Origin of the sequence: Methanobrevibacter sp., assembly GCF_045130115.1 — an archaeon.
Taxonomy (GTDB): Archaea; Methanobacteriota; Methanobacteria; order Methanobacteriales; family Methanobacteriaceae; genus Methanocatella.
Genome location: NZ_JBGUPC010000033.1, coordinates 1 through 17,058 on the forward strand (window position 1 = coordinate 1; position 17,058 = coordinate 17,058).

Consider the following 17,058-nt stretch of genomic DNA (forward strand, 5'->3'; position numbering starts at 1 on the left):
TTTAGGTTCAATTACTCCAGCTTCTTTCATGTCTGCTACTTCACCAGTGAATACATCTAATCCCATGTAGAATGAGTCTTCTTGTGCAGCTCTTAAATCTACTAATGAGTCAATGCTGTCTAAACCTGCATTTTCAGCTAAGGTTTTTGGTACGATTTCTAAAGCTTCTGCAAATGCGTTTACAGCTAATTGTTCTCTTCCGGAAATGGATTCTGCATAGTCTTTGAGTTTTTTAGCCATTGCGATTTCAGGAGCTCCTCCACCAGCAACAACTTTGTCATCTTCTACGGTAGCTGCTACTACACCGATTGCGTCTTCGATTGCTCTTACGATTTCGTCAACAATGTGTTTGGTACTTCCTCTTACGAATAAGGTTACGGATTTTGCACCGGAACATTCTTCTACGAAAATCATTTCTTCACCGGAGATTTTTCTTTCTTCTACGGTTCCAGCAATACCTAAGTCATCAGCGGTTAAGTCATCTAAGTTGGTGATGACGCTAGCGCCGGTTGCTCTGGATAATTTTTCGATGTCTGATTTTTTAACTCTTCTTACTGCTAAAACACCAGCTTTGGATAAGTAGTGTTGTGCTAAGTCATCGATACCTTTTTGTGCGAATACAACGTTTGCTCCAGCATCAACGATTTTGTTGACCATGTCTTTAACCATTTTTTCTTCTTGTTCGATGAAAGCTTGCATTTGAGCAGGATCAGTAATTGTGATTTCAGCGTCCATTTCAGTTTCTTTAACTTCTAATGGAGTGTTGACTAATACGATTTTTGCGTCTTTGATTTCAGATGGCATGCCTGGGTGTACTCTTTCTTTGTCAACGATTACACCTTCAACTAAGTTGGATTCTTCAACAACAGCGCCGTCTTTTTTCTCGATTTTGATGTTGTCAGTGTCAACTGTGCCGTCTTCTTCTGCTACAGCTTCTACAGCTTCTACGATTAATTTTGCTAATGGTTCACGTGCAGCTTCGGTTCCTTTACCGGTCATAGCGGTCATAGCTACTTTGAGTAAGATTTCGGAATCGATATCGTCGATTGCGATTTGGTCTAAGATTTCTTGAGCTTTTTCAGCTGCTTTTCTGTATCCCATAGCAATGATAGTTGGGTGAATGTCAGAATCTAATAATCCTTCGGATTTTTTCAATAATTCACCAGCAATGATTACTGCAGTAGTAGTTCCGTCACCGACTTCGTCTTCTTGGGTTTTTGCTACTTCTACGAGCATTTTTGCTGCTGGATGTTCAATGTCCATTTCTTTTAAGATAGTTACACCGTCGTTGGTTACTACGATGTCACCAAGTCCGTCGACTAACATTTTGTCCATTCCTTTAGGACCTAAAGTAGTTCTTACAGTTTCAGCTAATACTTTACCAGCTAAAATGTTATTTCTTTGTGCATCTCTACCGACAGACCTGTTAGTACCTTCAGGTAAAATAAAAATTGGTTGTCCTTGTGCCATAAATAATCACCTTTTTTTTAATTTTTAAATAAATAGATCAGTTTTATAATATCAACATGAGTAAAATAAGTTTATAGTGTTGACAAAACCTTTCTACTTAATACATGAGTTTGAGGTTATATAAATACTTTACGGTATAAAGTAAATTCAAGTAAGAAAAAGATTCAAAGGGAAAATGCAATGAAAATATCTGCCACGAATATGGAAATCATGAGCAATTATATTGAAAGTTACATGCAAACATGTAAAATTATTAAATGCAAAATCAACTAAATGAAATGTAATCTATAAGGTTTGGGAATATCATTGGGATAGATAGATGAACGCGCAAATAAACTATAAAAATAATAAAAAAATAATTTAGGTAGAATTATCTACCTTGTTTTTTCTCCAATCTGAAAGGAGGAGTGTTTTCTTGAGTTTCATAAGCTTCCTGCTCTTCTTGCAATTCATTGAAGAAAGCATTGATTTCTTCTAATCTTTTAATCTTATCATCTTTTCTTTGAAGCTCATTTTGAAGTCTCAAGTAATCTTCACGTGAAACAGTCTGTTCCTTAAGATAGCGAAGTTCACTTTCACGTGCATTGAGCTCGGTTTGCATTTGATTTTGAAGATTTACATAATCTTCCTTAGGAATAGACCTTTCTCTTAGATATTTGATTTCACTGTCTCTTGCATCGAGTTCAGTGTCGAATCTTGTTTTAAGTGAAATGTAATCTTCTTTAGGAACTGAATTTTCCTGCAGATTAACGATTTGGCCGTCCAATGTTTTGATTTCGGAATCAAATTTAGATTGCAAATCATCATAATCAGCCTTAGGGATAGTGTCTTCTCTCAAATTATCAATTTCAGCATTCATCGCATTGAGCTCAGATTCGAATTGAGTTTGAAGGGATATATACTCATCTTTAGGAATTGTTTGCTGTTTTAAAATATTTAACTCATTATTAATCTGATTAATTTCACTTTCTTTAATGCGAATCTCATTATCCTTAAGCTCAATCTGTTTTTCAAGTTCTAAAATTTGAGCCTGTGATTCCACATCATTTTCTAATTTGAGCACTTTGATTTTATATTCATCAATAGTTCTAGAAAGAGTATTAATTTGGGCTTCTTTTTCTGCAATACTTTTGTAAGACTCATTTAATCTTTCATTAACATCAGACAACTCTTTTTTCTTATACTCACGAAGTTGTTCTGCAAAATATTCCTTAATCTCATCAAGAGAATTGTTTACATAATCAAGTTCATAGATCCTGTCTTCCTGATTTTTGATAAGAATATCCTTTTCGTCCATCTGTTTTTTCAAAAGATTTATTTCATCTTCAGCTTTAAATTTAATGACAGAAACTTCTTTTTCCTTATCTACAATGTCTTTTTCGAGTTCTTTTATCCTTTGTGGAGTGTTATCATTAGCTCGTTCCACTTCAAGCTCAGTTAATTCATATTTTAACTGATTAAGCTCTAATAGGCAAGACCGAATTAAAGATTGTAGAGTATCTTTTTCAGCATCAATTCCTATTTCCATTCTATCCCTTAGTTAAAATTTTATCCCAATATCGATTTCAAATTATTAATTATTAATGAATTTGAAAATTCCGATATATTGTACAATATAATTCCTTGATATAAAATATTTCTTTTATACTATTTAAATTAAACCCTTAAACTAACTAAAAAATAAAACAAAAAACAAATAGAAAACAAATCGAAAAATCAGTAAAAATTAAAAAAAATAAAAAAAATAAATGGATAAAATTAGAGTATTTTATCATTTATCAATTCAGCATTCAATATTGATGCTCCAGCTGCTCCACGAATGGTGTTATGACCAACTAAAACATATTTGAAACTGTTGTCAAATGCTGCATCTTCTCTTAGCCTACCAACGGTTACAGCCATACCATTGCTTGCATTTCTGTCCATTCTTGGCTGAGGTCTGTCTGATTCTTCTTTAACAATGACCGGATTTTCAGGAGCTGAGAATAGATTTAGTTCTTGTGGCAAACCTTTAAAGTTTGACATTTTATCAGCTACATCATCAATGTCAAAATTATCAGCCAACTCAATGAATACCGCTTCAGTATGACCATCAATAACAGGTACCCTATGACATGACGCACTTAATTTGAAATCTGCATTGATTACATCATTACCATCGTATTTACCTAACAGATATAATGATTCGCTTTCCATTTTTTCCTCTTCGCCACCAATGTATGGAACAAGATTATCAACAATAGCCATTGATGGAACGCCGTTATAACCAGCACCGGACACAGCCTGCATGGTTGACACTCTAACTGATTTAACATCAAAATTATCAACAATAGGTTTTAATGTTAAGGCAAGAGCAATAGTTGAACAGTTTGGATTGGTTACAATGAATCCGTCCCAGTCATTTTCCTTTTGCTGAGCATCTATCATGTCTAAACATTCAGGATTGACTTCAGGAATCACCAATGGAATATTTTTTTTCATTCTGTGTGCGCTTGCATTACTTGCAACAACATAGTCTTTAGCATATTCCTTTTCAACAGTGAGTGCAAAATCTGCCGGAAGTGATGAAAATACAATATCCACATCATCATCCATAGCCTTAGGATCAGTTTCGATTACTTCAATGTCTTTTACAGAATCTGGCATCTCATTATTCATATACCAGGTTGTGGCATCTTCATATCTTTTACCTGCAGATCTTGAAGAGGCTGCAAGTGCAGTCACTTTAAAATCAGGATGATTTTCAAGCAATTGAATAAATCTTTGACCAACCATTCCGGTTGCGCCAAGTACTCCTACATTTACCATATTTAACACCTATTCTAATCCTAAAACATCATTCATACTGCTGACAATACCTTTTTCAGCATTAGGAATGTATCTGATAGCTCTGATTACACCTGCAATAAACACTTCTCTTGTATGTGCTTGGTGTTTGAGCTCTATTCTTTCACCATCACCCACAAACATTACGGTGTGGTCTCCAACAATGTCACCACCACGGATAGCATGAACACCAATCTCTTCAGGAGTTCTTTTTCCAACCAAACCATGTCTTCCATAAACCCCTACTTCTTCAGTGTCACGGCCAAGTTCTTTAGCTATAACTTCAAAAGCGGTCATGGCTGTTCCTGATGGAGCGTCCTTTTTCTGATTGTGGTGAGCTTCAATAATTTCAATATCAAAATCATATAATAATGGGGCAAGTTTCTTTATGGTATTGAAGAATACGTTAACTCCAATAGCCATGTTTGATGAAATGACAGCAGGAACATTGTTGTCTTTGACATTCTGAATGTTTGACTCCATCTGTTCATCGCTGAACCCGGTAGTTCCAACAACTATGCCCACTCCACATGAGGTTGCGGTTTTGATTGTCTCAACTGCAGCAGGTGCAATGGTGAAATCAACCAATACGTCAGGTTTTGCTGCCTTTAATGTTTCTTCCAAATTTTCAGAGCCGGTAATTTCAACCCCTAACTCTTCGGTTCCAGCTTGAAGGCCAGCATCCCTACCAGCAAGAGGAGTGTTTGGCATTTCAATAGCTGCAACTACTTCCATATCATCTTGTTCTGTGATTTTTCTAATAATTCCGGAGCCCATTCTTCCTGCAGCTCCAGTTACTGCTACTCTAATCATATTATTACCTAATTATATTAATTCAGAATCTTTTAATGCTTTTTTAAGAATTTCAAGATTTTCCGGTTTCATTTCAACTAAAGGTTTTCTTAATGGTCCGGATGGCAATCCCATAAGATTCATTGCAGTTTTAACAGGTACAGGATTACTTTCAATGAACAATGCCCTAATCAATTCGACCATTTCATAGTGAAGTTCCATTGCTCTTGTATAGTCATCATTCAAAACACTGTCAACCATTAAAACCATTCTTCTTGCATCAATATTTGCGGAAGCGGAAATTACACCGGTTGCACCGACCGCCATGAGAGGCAAAGTCAATGAGTCTTCACCTGAAAGGATGTTGAAGTCATCTTCAAGTCCTTCATGGGTAAGTGCCCTGTAAATGTCTGATACTTTGTCGACACTGCCGCTTGCTTCTTTAACAGCGTCAATACCATCAACTTTTGCCAATTCGACAATAGTTTCAACATCCATGTTTATTCCTGTACGTGACGGTACATTATATAATATAAGTGGAATGTCAACAGAATTGGCAATTGTGGTATAATGATCAATCAAAGCATGCTGCTGTGGTTTGTTGTAATATGGAGTAATTAACAATGCAGCATCAGCACCGGCATCTAATGCATATTTAGTTAAAGAAAGTGCTTCTGAAGTTGCATTACTTCCAGTTCCAGCTATAGTTTCGACTCTTCCATTGACTTCGTCAACGAGGATGTCGATGATTTTCTGATGTTCTTCATGGTTTACTGTAGCAGATTCACCGGTGGTACCTGCACCAACCAAACCTGATACGCCCTTATCGATTAGATAGTTTATATTTGATCTAAAACCTTCTTCATCAATTTCTTTATCTTCTGTGAATGGTGTTACCATTGCAACATATGTTCCTTCAAAATTCATTCTAAAACCTCATTAATTAATTCGCGTGCTTTTTCACCATCTTCCCAGTTAACAAATAGTACAATTGCTGTTTGTGATGAAATAATCTCGACAATGTTGATTTCATTTTTTCTGAGTGGTTCTGTAATATCTGAAATTATTCCTGGAGTGTCAATAATATCAGGACTTACAAATGTAATCATTGCTGTGTCTCTTCCCAATGATAGAGAACTTAATACATCAGTGTCTACAACAACCTGATGCAATAAATGATATGCCTTGTTGGAATCTGACTTATCTACAAATGTTGTAATTGAATTCTGGCCTGCTGAAATACCGAAAATGTTAATCTCTGAATCGGCAAGGCTTCCAGATAAAGTAGCTATTAAGCCGGTTTTTTTAAGCATTGCTTCACCAACAATGGCTATAAGTGAAATAGGGTTCTTATACATAGTTACACACTTCAGCATGTCTCCTTCAAAGGGGCCTACAATACGTGTTCCCTTTGAAGACAAGTCTCCATGTGCGAAATTGATAATTTTTGCAGAAATGGATGGATCTTTGTATTTTAATGCATGAGGATGCAGGACCTGTGCTCCATGAGTGGCCAAATCCCTCATTTCCTCGACGGATATCTCATCTAACAATTGAGCTTCCTCAATTTTATTAGGGTCAGTTGACATTACACCTTCCACATCAGTTACAATGACAACTTCAGTTGCATCCAAGCAGTGCCCAAGCAGGAATGCTGTAATGTCACTTCCACCTCTTCCGAGAGTGGTGACCTCACCGCTAGGACCCTGTCCTAAAAATCCGCAAACAACCGGTATAATCCCTTGATTGACAAGATTCTTAATACCCTCTGACTTTTTAGTAGTGGTATTGAAATCAATGCTTGCCTCTAAGGAATTAGAATCAGTTACAATTGGCCATAATTCATGATATGGATCAATATATTCAGACTTGACTCCTAAAGATTCAATAGTTGCTGAAAACAATCTAACACTAGTCAATTCACCCATAGCCATTATTTCTGCCTTCTGCTTATCGGTCAAACTAGCGCCAACAGCTTCATCAGATAATCCTATAAGTTCATCAGTAGTCTTGTTTACTGCTGAAACTACTACCACTATCTGATTTCCTTTCATATACTCATTTACAACGGACTGCGCCGCTTTTTTAATCCTGGAACCATCACCAACCGAGGTTCCTCCAAATTTTGCTACTATCAAATCCATTAAGTTCACCTATTTCTTAAAAAGTATTAATCAAAATTTTGTTCAATATGGTAACTAAACAAAATATACATATATATTTTTATTTAATCGTATTAATATACTTTAATCAAAATATCAATTGGAATAATTAAAAAGTATAAATTAAAAAAAAAGAGTTTTATAAAAAAAAGTGTAAAAAAATATGAAAAAAGCTTAGTCTTGGGTTTGTTCTAACCTTACAAGCCTTGTAACATATCCTGCAATTTTATTTCTTAAATGTTTAGTACTTACAGTAGAGTATTCTTGTACTAATTTTTTATTTTCTTCAAAATCAGTAGTGAAAACACCTTTATGAGTTTCAATAAGTTCTTTTGCTAAACGTTTAACAAATGAAGTTCTAATATTGCCCATCAACATTCCTCCTTAAAATTTCTTTCTGCTCATTTTTACTTAAAATTGTTAGCATATTTACGATTTGATCAATAATATCAACATCGAGATCCTTTTCCCTAGCCAACTTCTCAATTTTTTCATGGACTGCCTTTTCCCGATTTTCATCATAAATAGGCATTCCAAGATATTGCTTAGAAAAGACAATATCCTTTGCTAGAGAGGTTCTCTCGGAAATTAAATCACATAACTCATTATCAATTTCATCAATACGCACTCGGGATTTTTCGAGAAGTATTTTAGCTTCTTTTTCATTTTCAAAAGAGATTTCGTTATTGTTACTTTTCAAAAAAATCACCAAATTGATAATAATATAATTTATTGGAATCATAGTATATAAACTATATGTTTATTTTTTAAATTGAAGAAAAAATCTCGGGGATTATAATAAACAACATCCATCATTGTCCACGGCAGTTTCAATTACTTGCCCTTCATATTTGCTCCATGCATCCTGGACATCATCTGTTGAATCGTTATCAACAACTGCAAAAAAAGCTGAACCTGTTCCGGACAGGCCTGATGCAAATGCCCCTGCCTGAAGAGCATCGATTGCGATTGCAGAATCGAATCCCAATGTAGATGCATAAATCAAACCATTTAAATTGATTGCCTTGAAATATTCCTTTTTGGATGCAAAATCGTATGCGGTTTCAACCAAAGGAGAGAGAACTTTCATTCGCTCAACATCCGATTCGCCTGATTTTGAATGGAAATTTGGCATATATATCAAAATGTCATGTTCATCCATCTTTTCATTAATGATGAATTTCCTGTTTTTATTGTCGGTTACAACGACTCCACCAAAGTATGAAGCAGTTGCATCATCAAAGGAACCTGTAATTGTAACGCCCGCATCAAGAGATGCATCAATAGCCATATTGACCACTTCCAAATCAGTCAAATGACTCAAATCAAACTCCTCTGCAATAATTTCAGATGTGACCTTAACGATTGCATTTGATGAAGCGCTGCTGCTTGAAAGGCCTGACGCCATAGGCAAAGTGGATTTTGTCTTTAGGCTGACTCCAAAATCATTCTCATCAATGTCATAGTGATCAAATACCTTCCGAACACACAAATCCATTAATCCAGTGTCCGCTCCAACATCATTAGTGCATTCAATTCCGCTTGAGATCGACTTCGCTTCGCATTTTATGTCCAGACATATTCCGAATGCTGAACCGAAACCAGTGGCAATGGCATTGATTATTGTTGCTGAACCAGGAGACCTGACAATCTTTTTCATGGTTTGAGCTCCTCATATGGAATGTCAACTACCGCAAAATCCAATGCTCTGTTTCTTGCATTCATTGACAGGACAAGCCTTAAGTTTTCATCATTGACAATCCTGTCGACTGCCATAGCAATTGATGAAATCTTGGTTGGATTGACCAATAAACCAACATCGTCATTGATAATTTCGGTTATGCCTCCAACATCGCTTCCGATAACAGGCTTTCCACAGGCCAATGCCTCAATCAAAACCAAACCGAAACTTTCAGAATAGGACGGCAAGATCAAAACATCACAGCTGGGAATGATGTCCTCCACATCATCGCGAGCCCCAGTGAATATCACATCACGAATGTTTTCCTCTTCAACTTTCTTTCTGAGCTTTTTAAACAGCGGCCCGTCTCCAACAATCACAAGATAATAGTCACTGTTTGCGACTTTTTTGGCCTCGAGAAGTGAATCAACATTTTTCCTTTTGATTAAGTTGCCTACAAAAAGAACGATTGGCTTATCTGTAAGCCTGTATTCCCTTTTAAATGAATCGTTAGCTTTTGTTGAAAATTTATTGATGTCAACGGAGTTCCATGAAAGTTTGGTTTTGTTGGATATGCCAACAACGCCTGTTGCGATTATCTCATGCCTTAAGGCATTGCTCACTGCAAAGACACCGTCCGCATCTTCCAATACCTTCCTGATTGTTGAACGCATGAAAGATTGATTCTTATACAATTCAAACATGTCGGAACCGTGTGCTGTGACATATGTCTTGATACCATGTTCCTTTCCGGCCTCAACGGCAGCCGCTCCTGCAGGGAACAGGTAATGGCCATGAATAATGTCAATGTCTTCCTTTTCTATAAGCTTGTTCAATGCCTTTTTAGCATTCTTCTTAAACATCAATCCTCTGACGCCTTTAATGCTAAGCCCTTTTGTTGGAATGACATGAATTCCATCAATATCTCGGATTTCCTTGTGAGGATAAGTTATCACATAAACTTCATGACCCATCTCAACCAATTTTTTTGATAGGGTATGAATATGAACACCAACCCCTCCGACATGGGGAGGGAACTGACCGACCATAGCTATTTTCATAAAAATAAACTCCAATAATTCACTATATAATATATAATAAAATTATTGTTTAAATAATTAATCAGTTACTATCAGTTGTCAAATGCTGATTTGTTCTAAAAAATAGGGACTTTAAATATTGTGCTGATTACTTGCAATTTCCATATTGTCGTTTAAAAAATTTCCTTCCATATCCACCAGGAACACATTCAAATCCAAATCAAAGCGTTGCTTGCACCTGTCTTTGATTGCATTTGCAATGCTGTTTGAAACTTCAACTGAAACGTCAAGTTCATTTAGAATATCCATCATGTCATCGGTTGTTTTGGAATCAAACAATCTTTGAAGGTCTTTCTGGCCAACACCACAGATTGCCGCATGTGCAACCATTATCTCACGCCTGCCGTCGGCAACAGCATGTTTGGTGTTGAATAATCCTCCAGCAACCTTAATCAGTTTGCCCATATGGCCAAAGAATGTGAATTCGGTAATTCCCCTTTTTTCTGCCTCCTCAAACATGAACCCTACATAATTGCCTGTTTGAACAATCTGTTCCTTTGTAACATCCAATCGTTGCAATGCCAATTTTTCGCCTATGTTTCCAGGAACGAAAACCAGATTACCAATGTTTGAAGCAAGGGCAACATCCAATTGAGTGACAATGGAATTTTTGTAGGCCTCACTGGACATGGATCTTGCAATCCCTGTTGTTCCCAAAACAGATATTCCTCCGACGATGCCTAATTTTGGATTCATTGTCTTTTTGGCTATCTTTTCACCTTCAGGAATGGAAATGGTGACCTTTGCGGCTTTGCCTTCAGGTATCTTATCTTTCAAGTTTTTCAAAATCATGCGACGGGGAACAGGATTTATTGCATAATCCCCTACAGGAATCTGAAGGCCGGGCTTTGTGATTTTTCCAACGCCTTGCCCACCGGTAATGACAACACATTCTTCACCGGTTTTATCAAAAATTTCGACAGTTGACACGATTGCCAGGTCAACTGTAACATCAGGATCATTATATGGGTTTTTATGAGCTACAGCATATGCTTTGGTTGGTGAAATCCTTTTGCATTCATCGATAATGATGTCCAAAGTCTTCTTGGGGGTTTCAACCTTAACGCATGCGATATCAGAAGTGTCCAAAATTGCATCCAAAGCGGCTAGGGAACAGGCAGTAGCTATTGTTCCGGTTGTCACGCCCATATAATTGTCATTAGTCATTTTAAAAATAAAAAAAGAGAGAATCTATAATTTAGATTCAAGTGCGTCAATCAATTCGTCTTCAGAAGGAGCGCCTACGAAGGTTACTTCACCGTCAATTACAATTGTAGGAACTGCCATGATTTGATAATCAACTGCTCTTTGTCTGTATTCTGGGTGTTCAGGATCATCAATTTTGATTGCTTCTACCTCAATTGCTTCACCTAATTTGTCTTTAGCTTTTTCTGCCGCATCAATTGCAGCTGGGCAGTGTGGACAGGTACTAGTTGAAAATACTTCTACTTTAATTGCCATAAGTTATGTCTCCTTAAATAAGTTAATTTGTAAATATTTTATAATTTAGTTATATATAATTGTTACCCAAATACTTTTCAAATGCTCTCTGGAAATATTTAATATATATTAAGAAAATAAAAATTAAATGATAAAAATGGAAAATTTAAGAGACGACATCAAAACAATAATCAACAGTGCTTACCCTTATATTGAAGAGTTCAATCCTGCTCAAAAAGCGGTGATTGAATCCGGTTATCTGGAAGACAAATCAAATTATATTATCTGCATTCCAACTGCAAGCGGTAAAACCGTTCTGGGAGTGTTGCCTGCCCTGAAGACAATACTCAATGGCGGAAAGGCAGTCTATGCAGCACCACTGCTTTCAATTCAAAACGAAAAAGTGAAAGAGTTCAAGGCTTTTGAGGAGCATGGAATCAGTGTCGGAAAGCATCCGGCAAGCTCAGATTTGTCAGTCATGGTTTTTGAATCATTTGACGCACTTACAAGATTTTCCTGGAACACCCTGAGGGACGTCGACACATTGATAATTGACGAGTTCCATATGATTGGGGAATTCACAAGAGGCCCTACTCTTGAAGCTGCAATAACAAGGGCAAAAATCATAAATCCTTCAATGAGAATAATCGCATTATCCGCTACCCTGAGAAATATTGAAGAGATTGAAGGGTGGCTTGAAGGAAAATGCGTTGAGCATGACTACAGGCCTGTGCCGTTGCATAAGGAAGTATTGGATGCGGAGATGTTCAATACGAAAAACAAAAATGATGTCATTGTAAAGGTATTGGAAAAATCAATCAAAGACTCATCACAGGCATTGGCTTTTGTTTCAACCAGAAGATTTACGGAAAGCCTTGCAACATACGTTTCCAAAAAGATTGACAAAAAGATTAATGTTAAGCAAAGGGAAAGCTTTAAAGAGGTTGCAGAAAAAATACTGGACATTCCAAAAAGAAAGGGTTCACTTCCAACAACAACCTGCCTTAAATTGGCCGAAAGCATAGAACATGGAGTGGCATTCCACCATGCCGGCCTTTTCAATGAACAAAAAGAGATTATTGAAGATGAATTCAGAAACGGAAACATTTTAATGATTACAGCAACTCCAAGTCTGATGTATGGAGTTAACCTGCCTTCAAAGACTGTTGTCATAAGGGACAATACACGATGGACTGCACAAGGCCCTCAGCCTATTCCTGTTTTTGATTACGAGCAGATGTCCGGAAGAGCCGGAAGACCTCAATATGACGATGTCGGATACTCCTATCTGATTGCAAAAACCATGGATGAAGCCATGAATCTGGAGGCATACTATATCAAAGGCGAAATTGAACTGACCAATTCAAAGCTTGTTGACAATAAGGATGCAATCCTAAAACAGATTATTGCCCAAATCGCATCAACTCTTTCCAAAAATTTGGATGAATTGACTGAATTCTTCTCAAAAACATTATATGGATACCAAATGGCAAACAATCCTTCAATGGCAATGTTTGCTGCCGACAGCATTAGATATGAACTTGAAAATTCACTGGAATTCCTTCTTCAAAATGGAATAATAAGGGCAACCCCTGAAGGATTAAAAACAACTGATTTCGGAAGCCTAATAGCCAAATCCAATTATTCTGTTGAAACTGCGGTTAAAATCAAGGAATACATTTCAGGAATCACAGAAATCAATGTCAATGAATTCATTTACGCATTATGCGAAACACCTGATGTGCCTCTGATTTCATTTAAGGGCAGAAAATCAAAAGATCCTGTTCGTGACAAGCTATCAGAAGCCGGCCTCTTTGCAGTCGATATCGGCAACCCAGAAGCAACTGCAGTATCCCTGATGGAGTGGATTGATGAGAGAAACGAATACGAGATTGAAAACAGATACAGCGTATACTCCGCTTCAACCAGAAGATCCGCTTATGAAGCATCACGCCTTGTCAAATTTGCAAAGGACACTTCAGAAGTTTTAGGGAATTATTCCAACTTAAAAGACTTTGACATCCTATCCGCCAGATTATATTACGGCGTTAAAGAAGACATCATTCCATTGGTTATCAGCGTTAAGCGACTTGGAAGAAAAAGAGCTAGAAATCTGGTCAATATCTTTGGAAATGATTTGAGTGGTGTTTCTGAAAATGAGTTACAAAAAGTTGAAGGAATCGGTCCTAAGCTAGCCGAAAAAATAAGATTGTTCGCAAATAATTAAAAGGTGGGATTTAACCTCCACCTTCAGCTACACTGGAATCCATTTGCATGTCTTCCAATGCATTTGCTTTTTCTTTCATTGCTTCGATGTCCAGGTCCTGATTGTCCCTGTCATCATATAGAGTGGACTTTTTAATGTCCTTATCATCAAGCAATTCAACTAGATTAGAACGATACCATAAATCGGTTTTATCGAGTTTTACCCATTCCATGCCATCCTGTGTTTTTACATCCAGCACTTTGCCGATTGTTCCTGTATCCACATATCTGACATAGGAATCAAGAGCAATTTCCAATCCTCTTGCATCAAAAACCATTTTAATACCTGTCTATTCTTCGTCTTGAATTTCTATTTCGACAGTTTCAGCTTCTTCAACTTCTTCTTCTTTTGTGATTTCTTTGTTTAAGATAATGTATGCACCGATAGTTGCAATATCGTCAAAAGCAATTTCAAGTTCATCTTTAGAGAAGATATTTTTTTGTAAAGTTAAAGTAATGGTTTCGATTTTACCAGTTTCAGTGTCAAAATCAACATTATCTACTTTACCTACTACATTTGCATTTTTATCTAAAACGGTTGATCCGATAAATTCTCTAATTTTCATTTTTTCACCTTCATTAAATTTTTTATATAATATACATTTTATTTCATTAAGTATTTAAATAACACCCGTATATAAAGTTAACTATTGTAGTTATGGTGAAGACAATGGAAAAAGCATGCAGAATTATAATTGATGACATTCTTGACGGCAAGATTACAACACGAAGGGAACTTGAAGTCGAAAAAAGGCAGCTGTGCCGTGACCTGAAGCTTTCCAAGTTCATGAGCAATGCGGATATTCTTGAATATGCCAAGCCTGAAGAAAAGGAAATCGTTTCAGGAATCCTGAAGAAAAAGCCTACCCGAACAATGTCAGGTGTTGCAATTGTTGCAGTCATGTGCCATCCCCACAAATGTCCGCATGGAAGATGTTTCTATTGTCCTGAAAGCGATATTGCCCCTCCGAGCTATACAGGTGAGGAACCTGCAGCACTTAGGGGAAGAATGTATGAATACCACCCCTACGTCCAGTGTTTCAATAGGTTGAAACAGCTTAAAAAAATCGGCCATCCAATCGATAAGGTCGAATTGATCATCATGGGCGGAACCTTCCCTTCAAGGGACTTATGCTATCAGCAATGGTTCGTATCACAATGCCTGAAGGCAATGTGTGATTTTGGATTGATTATGGAAAACAAACCGACCAATTATGATTACAATCTTGACTATGAAGAAATAAGATCCTTTGAAAAGGGAGTGTTGAAGACTTACCCTCCAAACGATTATGTCCTGATTGATGAAGCGCAAAGGGTAAATGAAAATTCAAAAGTCCGATGCGTCGGAATGACATTTGAGACACGTCCGGATTACTGCAAAAAAGAACATATCAACCGGATGCTTGATTTTGGTGTGACAAGAGTTGAACTTGGTGTTCAAACATTGTCAGATGACTTATACATAAAAATCAAACGTGGACATACAATAGCGGATGTTGTTGAAGCAAATCAGCTTCTAAGAGATTCTGCCGTTAAGGTTGCCATGCACATGATGCCGGGACTCTTCTCAAACCAAAGCCAGGATTTGAAAATGTTCAAGCAATTGTTCAGCGATGACAATTTCAAGCCGGACATGCTCAAAATATATCCGTGCCTGGTGACTAAGGGAAGCGAACTGTATGACCTATGGCAAAACGGCGGATATGAACCGTATAATGACGATGAGGCCGTCGAACTTATCACAAAAGTGAAAGCGATTCTTCCAAAATGGGTCAGAACCATGAGAATACAAAGGGACATTCCTTCAACTCTTATTGAAGCGGGCGTCAAGAAATCAAACCTTGGAGAACTTGTTTACAACAACCTCGAAAAGGAACATATAGACTGCCAATGCATCCGTTGCCGTGAAATCGGCCATAAGAAAACATCCAGGGAATATACCTTAGATGACTTTGAACTGTTCAGCGAAAACTATACTGCATGCAATGGTCAGGAACATTTCCTTTCAATTGAAGACATTAATGAGGAAAGCATTGCAGGATTCATAAGGTTGAGACTGCCTTCCAAAAATCATTTTAGAGAGGAGATTACCGACACCACCGCTTTAATCCGTGAATTGCATGTCTATGGAAACATGATTAAAATCGGAGGCAAAAATCCAAAAATCGGCCAGCATACCGGATTTGGTGAAAGACTCCTGAAAGAAGCTGAAAACATTGCCATCGATAACGGCAAGGATGAAATGGCTATCATCAGTGGAATAGGCACCAGAAACTATTATCGCAAGTTCGGCTATGAAAAAGTTGGCCCTTACATGATGAAGAAATTGGCATGAAAATATTTAAATATAATGTTCGTACATATACTAACTAATTGAGAGAGTGATATTATGGTCTATAATATAAAAAATTCAAAGCAATTGGCAAGCCTAATAAATTACACTAATTTAAATAATATGATTTCTGAAAGCGAAATGAAGGAATTTCTCGAAAAAGCAAAAGAATTGAACTTCCATTCAGTCGTCATATCACCAACCTACGTGCCATTAGCTAAAGAAATATTGGCTGACAGCGACATCAAGGTTGGAAGTGTAGTCGGATTTCCGCTAGGTTTTGACGACACCAAAAGTAAAATCGCAGCAACTCAGGAACTGATTGAAAAAGGAGCAGACGAAATCGAGGTTGTAATCAATTTAAGCTACCTGAAAGATGAAAAATATAATCTGCTTGAAAATGAAATAAGGCAAATCAAGGAAGTCATGGGCGACAAGATTTTAAAAGTGATCATGGAAACCAAAGCTTTGGAAGACTATCAAAAGGCAAATGCCGCAAAAGTTGCTGAAAACTCCGGGGCAGACTTCATTAAAAATTCAACCGGATTCGTGAGCCCAAATCACATCTTTGAAAATGTCAATGACATAAATATCATCCAAAAATATGCTCCAAAAATCAAAATCGAAATCTATGGTGGCATAAACGAATATAAGTTTGCAAACCAGATATTGACCGGCGGAGCAGATTTAATCGGCAGTGACAACGGTTATGAAATCGTTAAGGCATACAAAGATTTAAGAGAAAACACACAGGTAAAACCAAAACCTATCACATTATAACGAAGATCAAATTAAAAAAAAATCCATCACCACTTCTTAATCTATCTTAAAAACTATTTTTAGAATTGAATTTTGAAAACACTGAAATGATATTAAAAGATTAAGAAAAATAAGTTAAAATTAAATGCCATGGGCCGGACTTGAACCAGCGACATCTAGATCTTCAGTCTAGCGTTCTCCCATCTGAACTACCATGGCATATGGACCGAA

17 protein-coding genes and 1 tRNA gene are annotated in these 17,058 nt (G+C 36.9%); 3 read left to right on the forward strand and 15 right to left on the reverse strand.

The features are described 5' to 3' along the window. From thsA to ACJMML_RS05295, 12 genes are all read right to left on the reverse strand, one after another. A partial coding sequence (thsA, locus tag ACJMML_RS05240; protein WP_405306312.1) for a thermosome subunit alpha occupies nucleotides 1-1,470 on the reverse strand: 1,470 nt, incomplete at its 3' end. A gap of 370 nt (nucleotides 1,471-1,840) precedes the next feature. Then, a complete protein-coding gene (locus tag ACJMML_RS05245; protein WP_405306313.1) occupies nucleotides 1,841-2,998 on the reverse strand; it encodes a glycosyl transferase in 1,158 nt (385 codons plus the stop codon). Nucleotides 2,999-3,228: 230 nt separating this feature from the next. Beyond that, nucleotides 3,229-4,278 (reverse strand): aspartate-semialdehyde dehydrogenase, encoded by a 1,050-nt coding sequence (asd, locus tag ACJMML_RS05250; RefSeq protein WP_405306314.1) that lies wholly within the window; start codon nucleotides 4,276-4,278, stop codon nucleotides 3,229-3,231. 9 nt (nucleotides 4,279-4,287) lie between these two features. Beyond that, complete coding sequence (dapB, locus tag ACJMML_RS05255; RefSeq protein ID WP_405306315.1) at nucleotides 4,288-5,109, reverse strand: 4-hydroxy-tetrahydrodipicolinate reductase; 822 nt, start codon at nucleotides 5,107-5,109, stop codon at nucleotides 4,288-4,290. Nucleotides 5,110-5,121: 12 nt separating this feature from the next. After that, nucleotides 5,122-6,015: a 4-hydroxy-tetrahydrodipicolinate synthase gene (dapA, locus tag ACJMML_RS05260; RefSeq protein WP_405306316.1), complete on the reverse strand. Its 894-nt coding sequence runs from the start codon at nucleotides 6,013-6,015 to the stop codon at nucleotides 5,122-5,124. Continuing rightward, nucleotides 6,012-7,232: an aspartate kinase gene (locus tag ACJMML_RS05265; protein ID WP_405306317.1), complete on the reverse strand. Its 1,221-nt coding sequence runs from the start codon at nucleotides 7,230-7,232 to the stop codon at nucleotides 6,012-6,014. The genes dapA and ACJMML_RS05265 overlap by 4 nt, the downstream gene beginning before the upstream one ends. Before the next feature lie 192 nt (nucleotides 7,233-7,424). Then, the gene (locus ACJMML_RS05270) at nucleotides 7,425-7,622 is read right to left on the reverse strand and encodes a 30S ribosomal protein S17e (RefSeq protein WP_287411096.1); all 198 of its coding nucleotides are present in this window, start codon (nucleotides 7,620-7,622) and stop codon (nucleotides 7,425-7,427) included. Beyond that, nucleotides 7,609-7,950 carry a chorismate mutase gene (locus ACJMML_RS05275; protein ID WP_405306318.1) on the reverse strand — a complete coding sequence of 114 codons (342 nt, stop codon included), beginning with the start codon at nucleotides 7,948-7,950 and terminating at the stop codon, nucleotides 7,609-7,611. Before ACJMML_RS05275 ends, ACJMML_RS05270 begins: the two co-directional genes overlap by 14 nt. A 93-nt stretch (nucleotides 7,951-8,043) precedes the next feature. Further along, entirely contained in the window at nucleotides 8,044-8,910 is an 867-nt protein-coding gene (locus ACJMML_RS05280; RefSeq protein WP_405306319.1) for a shikimate kinase, read from the reverse strand. Further along, a complete protein-coding gene (locus ACJMML_RS05285) occupies nucleotides 8,907-9,992 on the reverse strand; it encodes a glycosyltransferase family 4 protein (RefSeq protein WP_405306320.1) in 1,086 nt (361 codons plus the stop codon). Before ACJMML_RS05285 ends, ACJMML_RS05280 begins: the two co-directional genes overlap by 4 nt. Nucleotides 9,993-10,103: 111 nt before the next feature. Further along, nucleotides 10,104-11,198, reverse strand: coding sequence for a cobalt-precorrin-5B (C(1))-methyltransferase CbiD (gene cbiD, locus ACJMML_RS05290; RefSeq protein WP_405306321.1), 1,095 nt, complete (start codon nucleotides 11,196-11,198; stop codon nucleotides 10,104-10,106). A 24-nt stretch (nucleotides 11,199-11,222) separates the two neighbouring features. Beyond that, a complete protein-coding gene (locus ACJMML_RS05295; RefSeq protein ID WP_303738724.1) occupies nucleotides 11,223-11,492 on the reverse strand; it encodes a thioredoxin family protein in 270 nt (89 codons plus the stop codon). Nucleotides 11,493-11,619: 127 nt separating this feature from the next. Between ACJMML_RS05295 and ACJMML_RS05300 the strand changes: the two genes are divergently transcribed. After that, nucleotides 11,620-13,698 carry a DEAD/DEAH box helicase gene (locus ACJMML_RS05300; protein ID WP_405306322.1) on the forward strand — a complete coding sequence of 693 codons (2,079 nt, stop codon included), beginning with the start codon at nucleotides 11,620-11,622 and terminating at the stop codon, nucleotides 13,696-13,698. A gap of 10 nt (nucleotides 13,699-13,708) precedes the next feature. Here the strand turns inward: ACJMML_RS05300 and ACJMML_RS05305 are convergent, their stop codons facing one another. Together ACJMML_RS05305 and ACJMML_RS05310 are read right to left on the reverse strand one after the other, a co-directional pair. After that, nucleotides 13,709-14,014: a DUF2098 domain-containing protein gene (locus tag ACJMML_RS05305; protein WP_405306323.1), complete on the reverse strand. Its 306-nt coding sequence runs from the start codon at nucleotides 14,012-14,014 to the stop codon at nucleotides 13,709-13,711. A gap of 12 nt (nucleotides 14,015-14,026) precedes the next feature. Continuing rightward, nucleotides 14,027-14,302: a PRC-barrel domain-containing protein gene (locus ACJMML_RS05310; protein WP_405306324.1), complete on the reverse strand. Its 276-nt coding sequence runs from the start codon at nucleotides 14,300-14,302 to the stop codon at nucleotides 14,027-14,029. 104 nt (nucleotides 14,303-14,406) lie between these two features. On the opposite strand from ACJMML_RS05310, the gene ACJMML_RS05315 reads away from it, so the two are divergent. Both ACJMML_RS05315 and deoC read left to right on the forward strand, forming a co-directional pair. Continuing rightward, nucleotides 14,407-16,071: a tRNA uridine(34) 5-carboxymethylaminomethyl modification radical SAM/GNAT enzyme Elp3 gene (locus ACJMML_RS05315; RefSeq protein ID WP_405306325.1), complete on the forward strand. Its 1,665-nt coding sequence runs from the start codon at nucleotides 14,407-14,409 to the stop codon at nucleotides 16,069-16,071. Nucleotides 16,072-16,125: 54 nt separating this feature from the next. Next, nucleotides 16,126-16,848 (forward strand): deoxyribose-phosphate aldolase, encoded by a 723-nt coding sequence (gene deoC / locus ACJMML_RS05320; protein WP_405306326.1) that lies wholly within the window; start codon nucleotides 16,126-16,128, stop codon nucleotides 16,846-16,848. A 125-nt stretch (nucleotides 16,849-16,973) separates the two neighbouring features. On the opposite strand, the gene ACJMML_RS05325 is transcribed toward deoC, so the two are convergent. Next, nucleotides 16,974-17,046, reverse strand: a tRNA-Phe gene (locus ACJMML_RS05325). Between the last annotated feature and the right edge of the window lie 12 nt (nucleotides 17,047-17,058).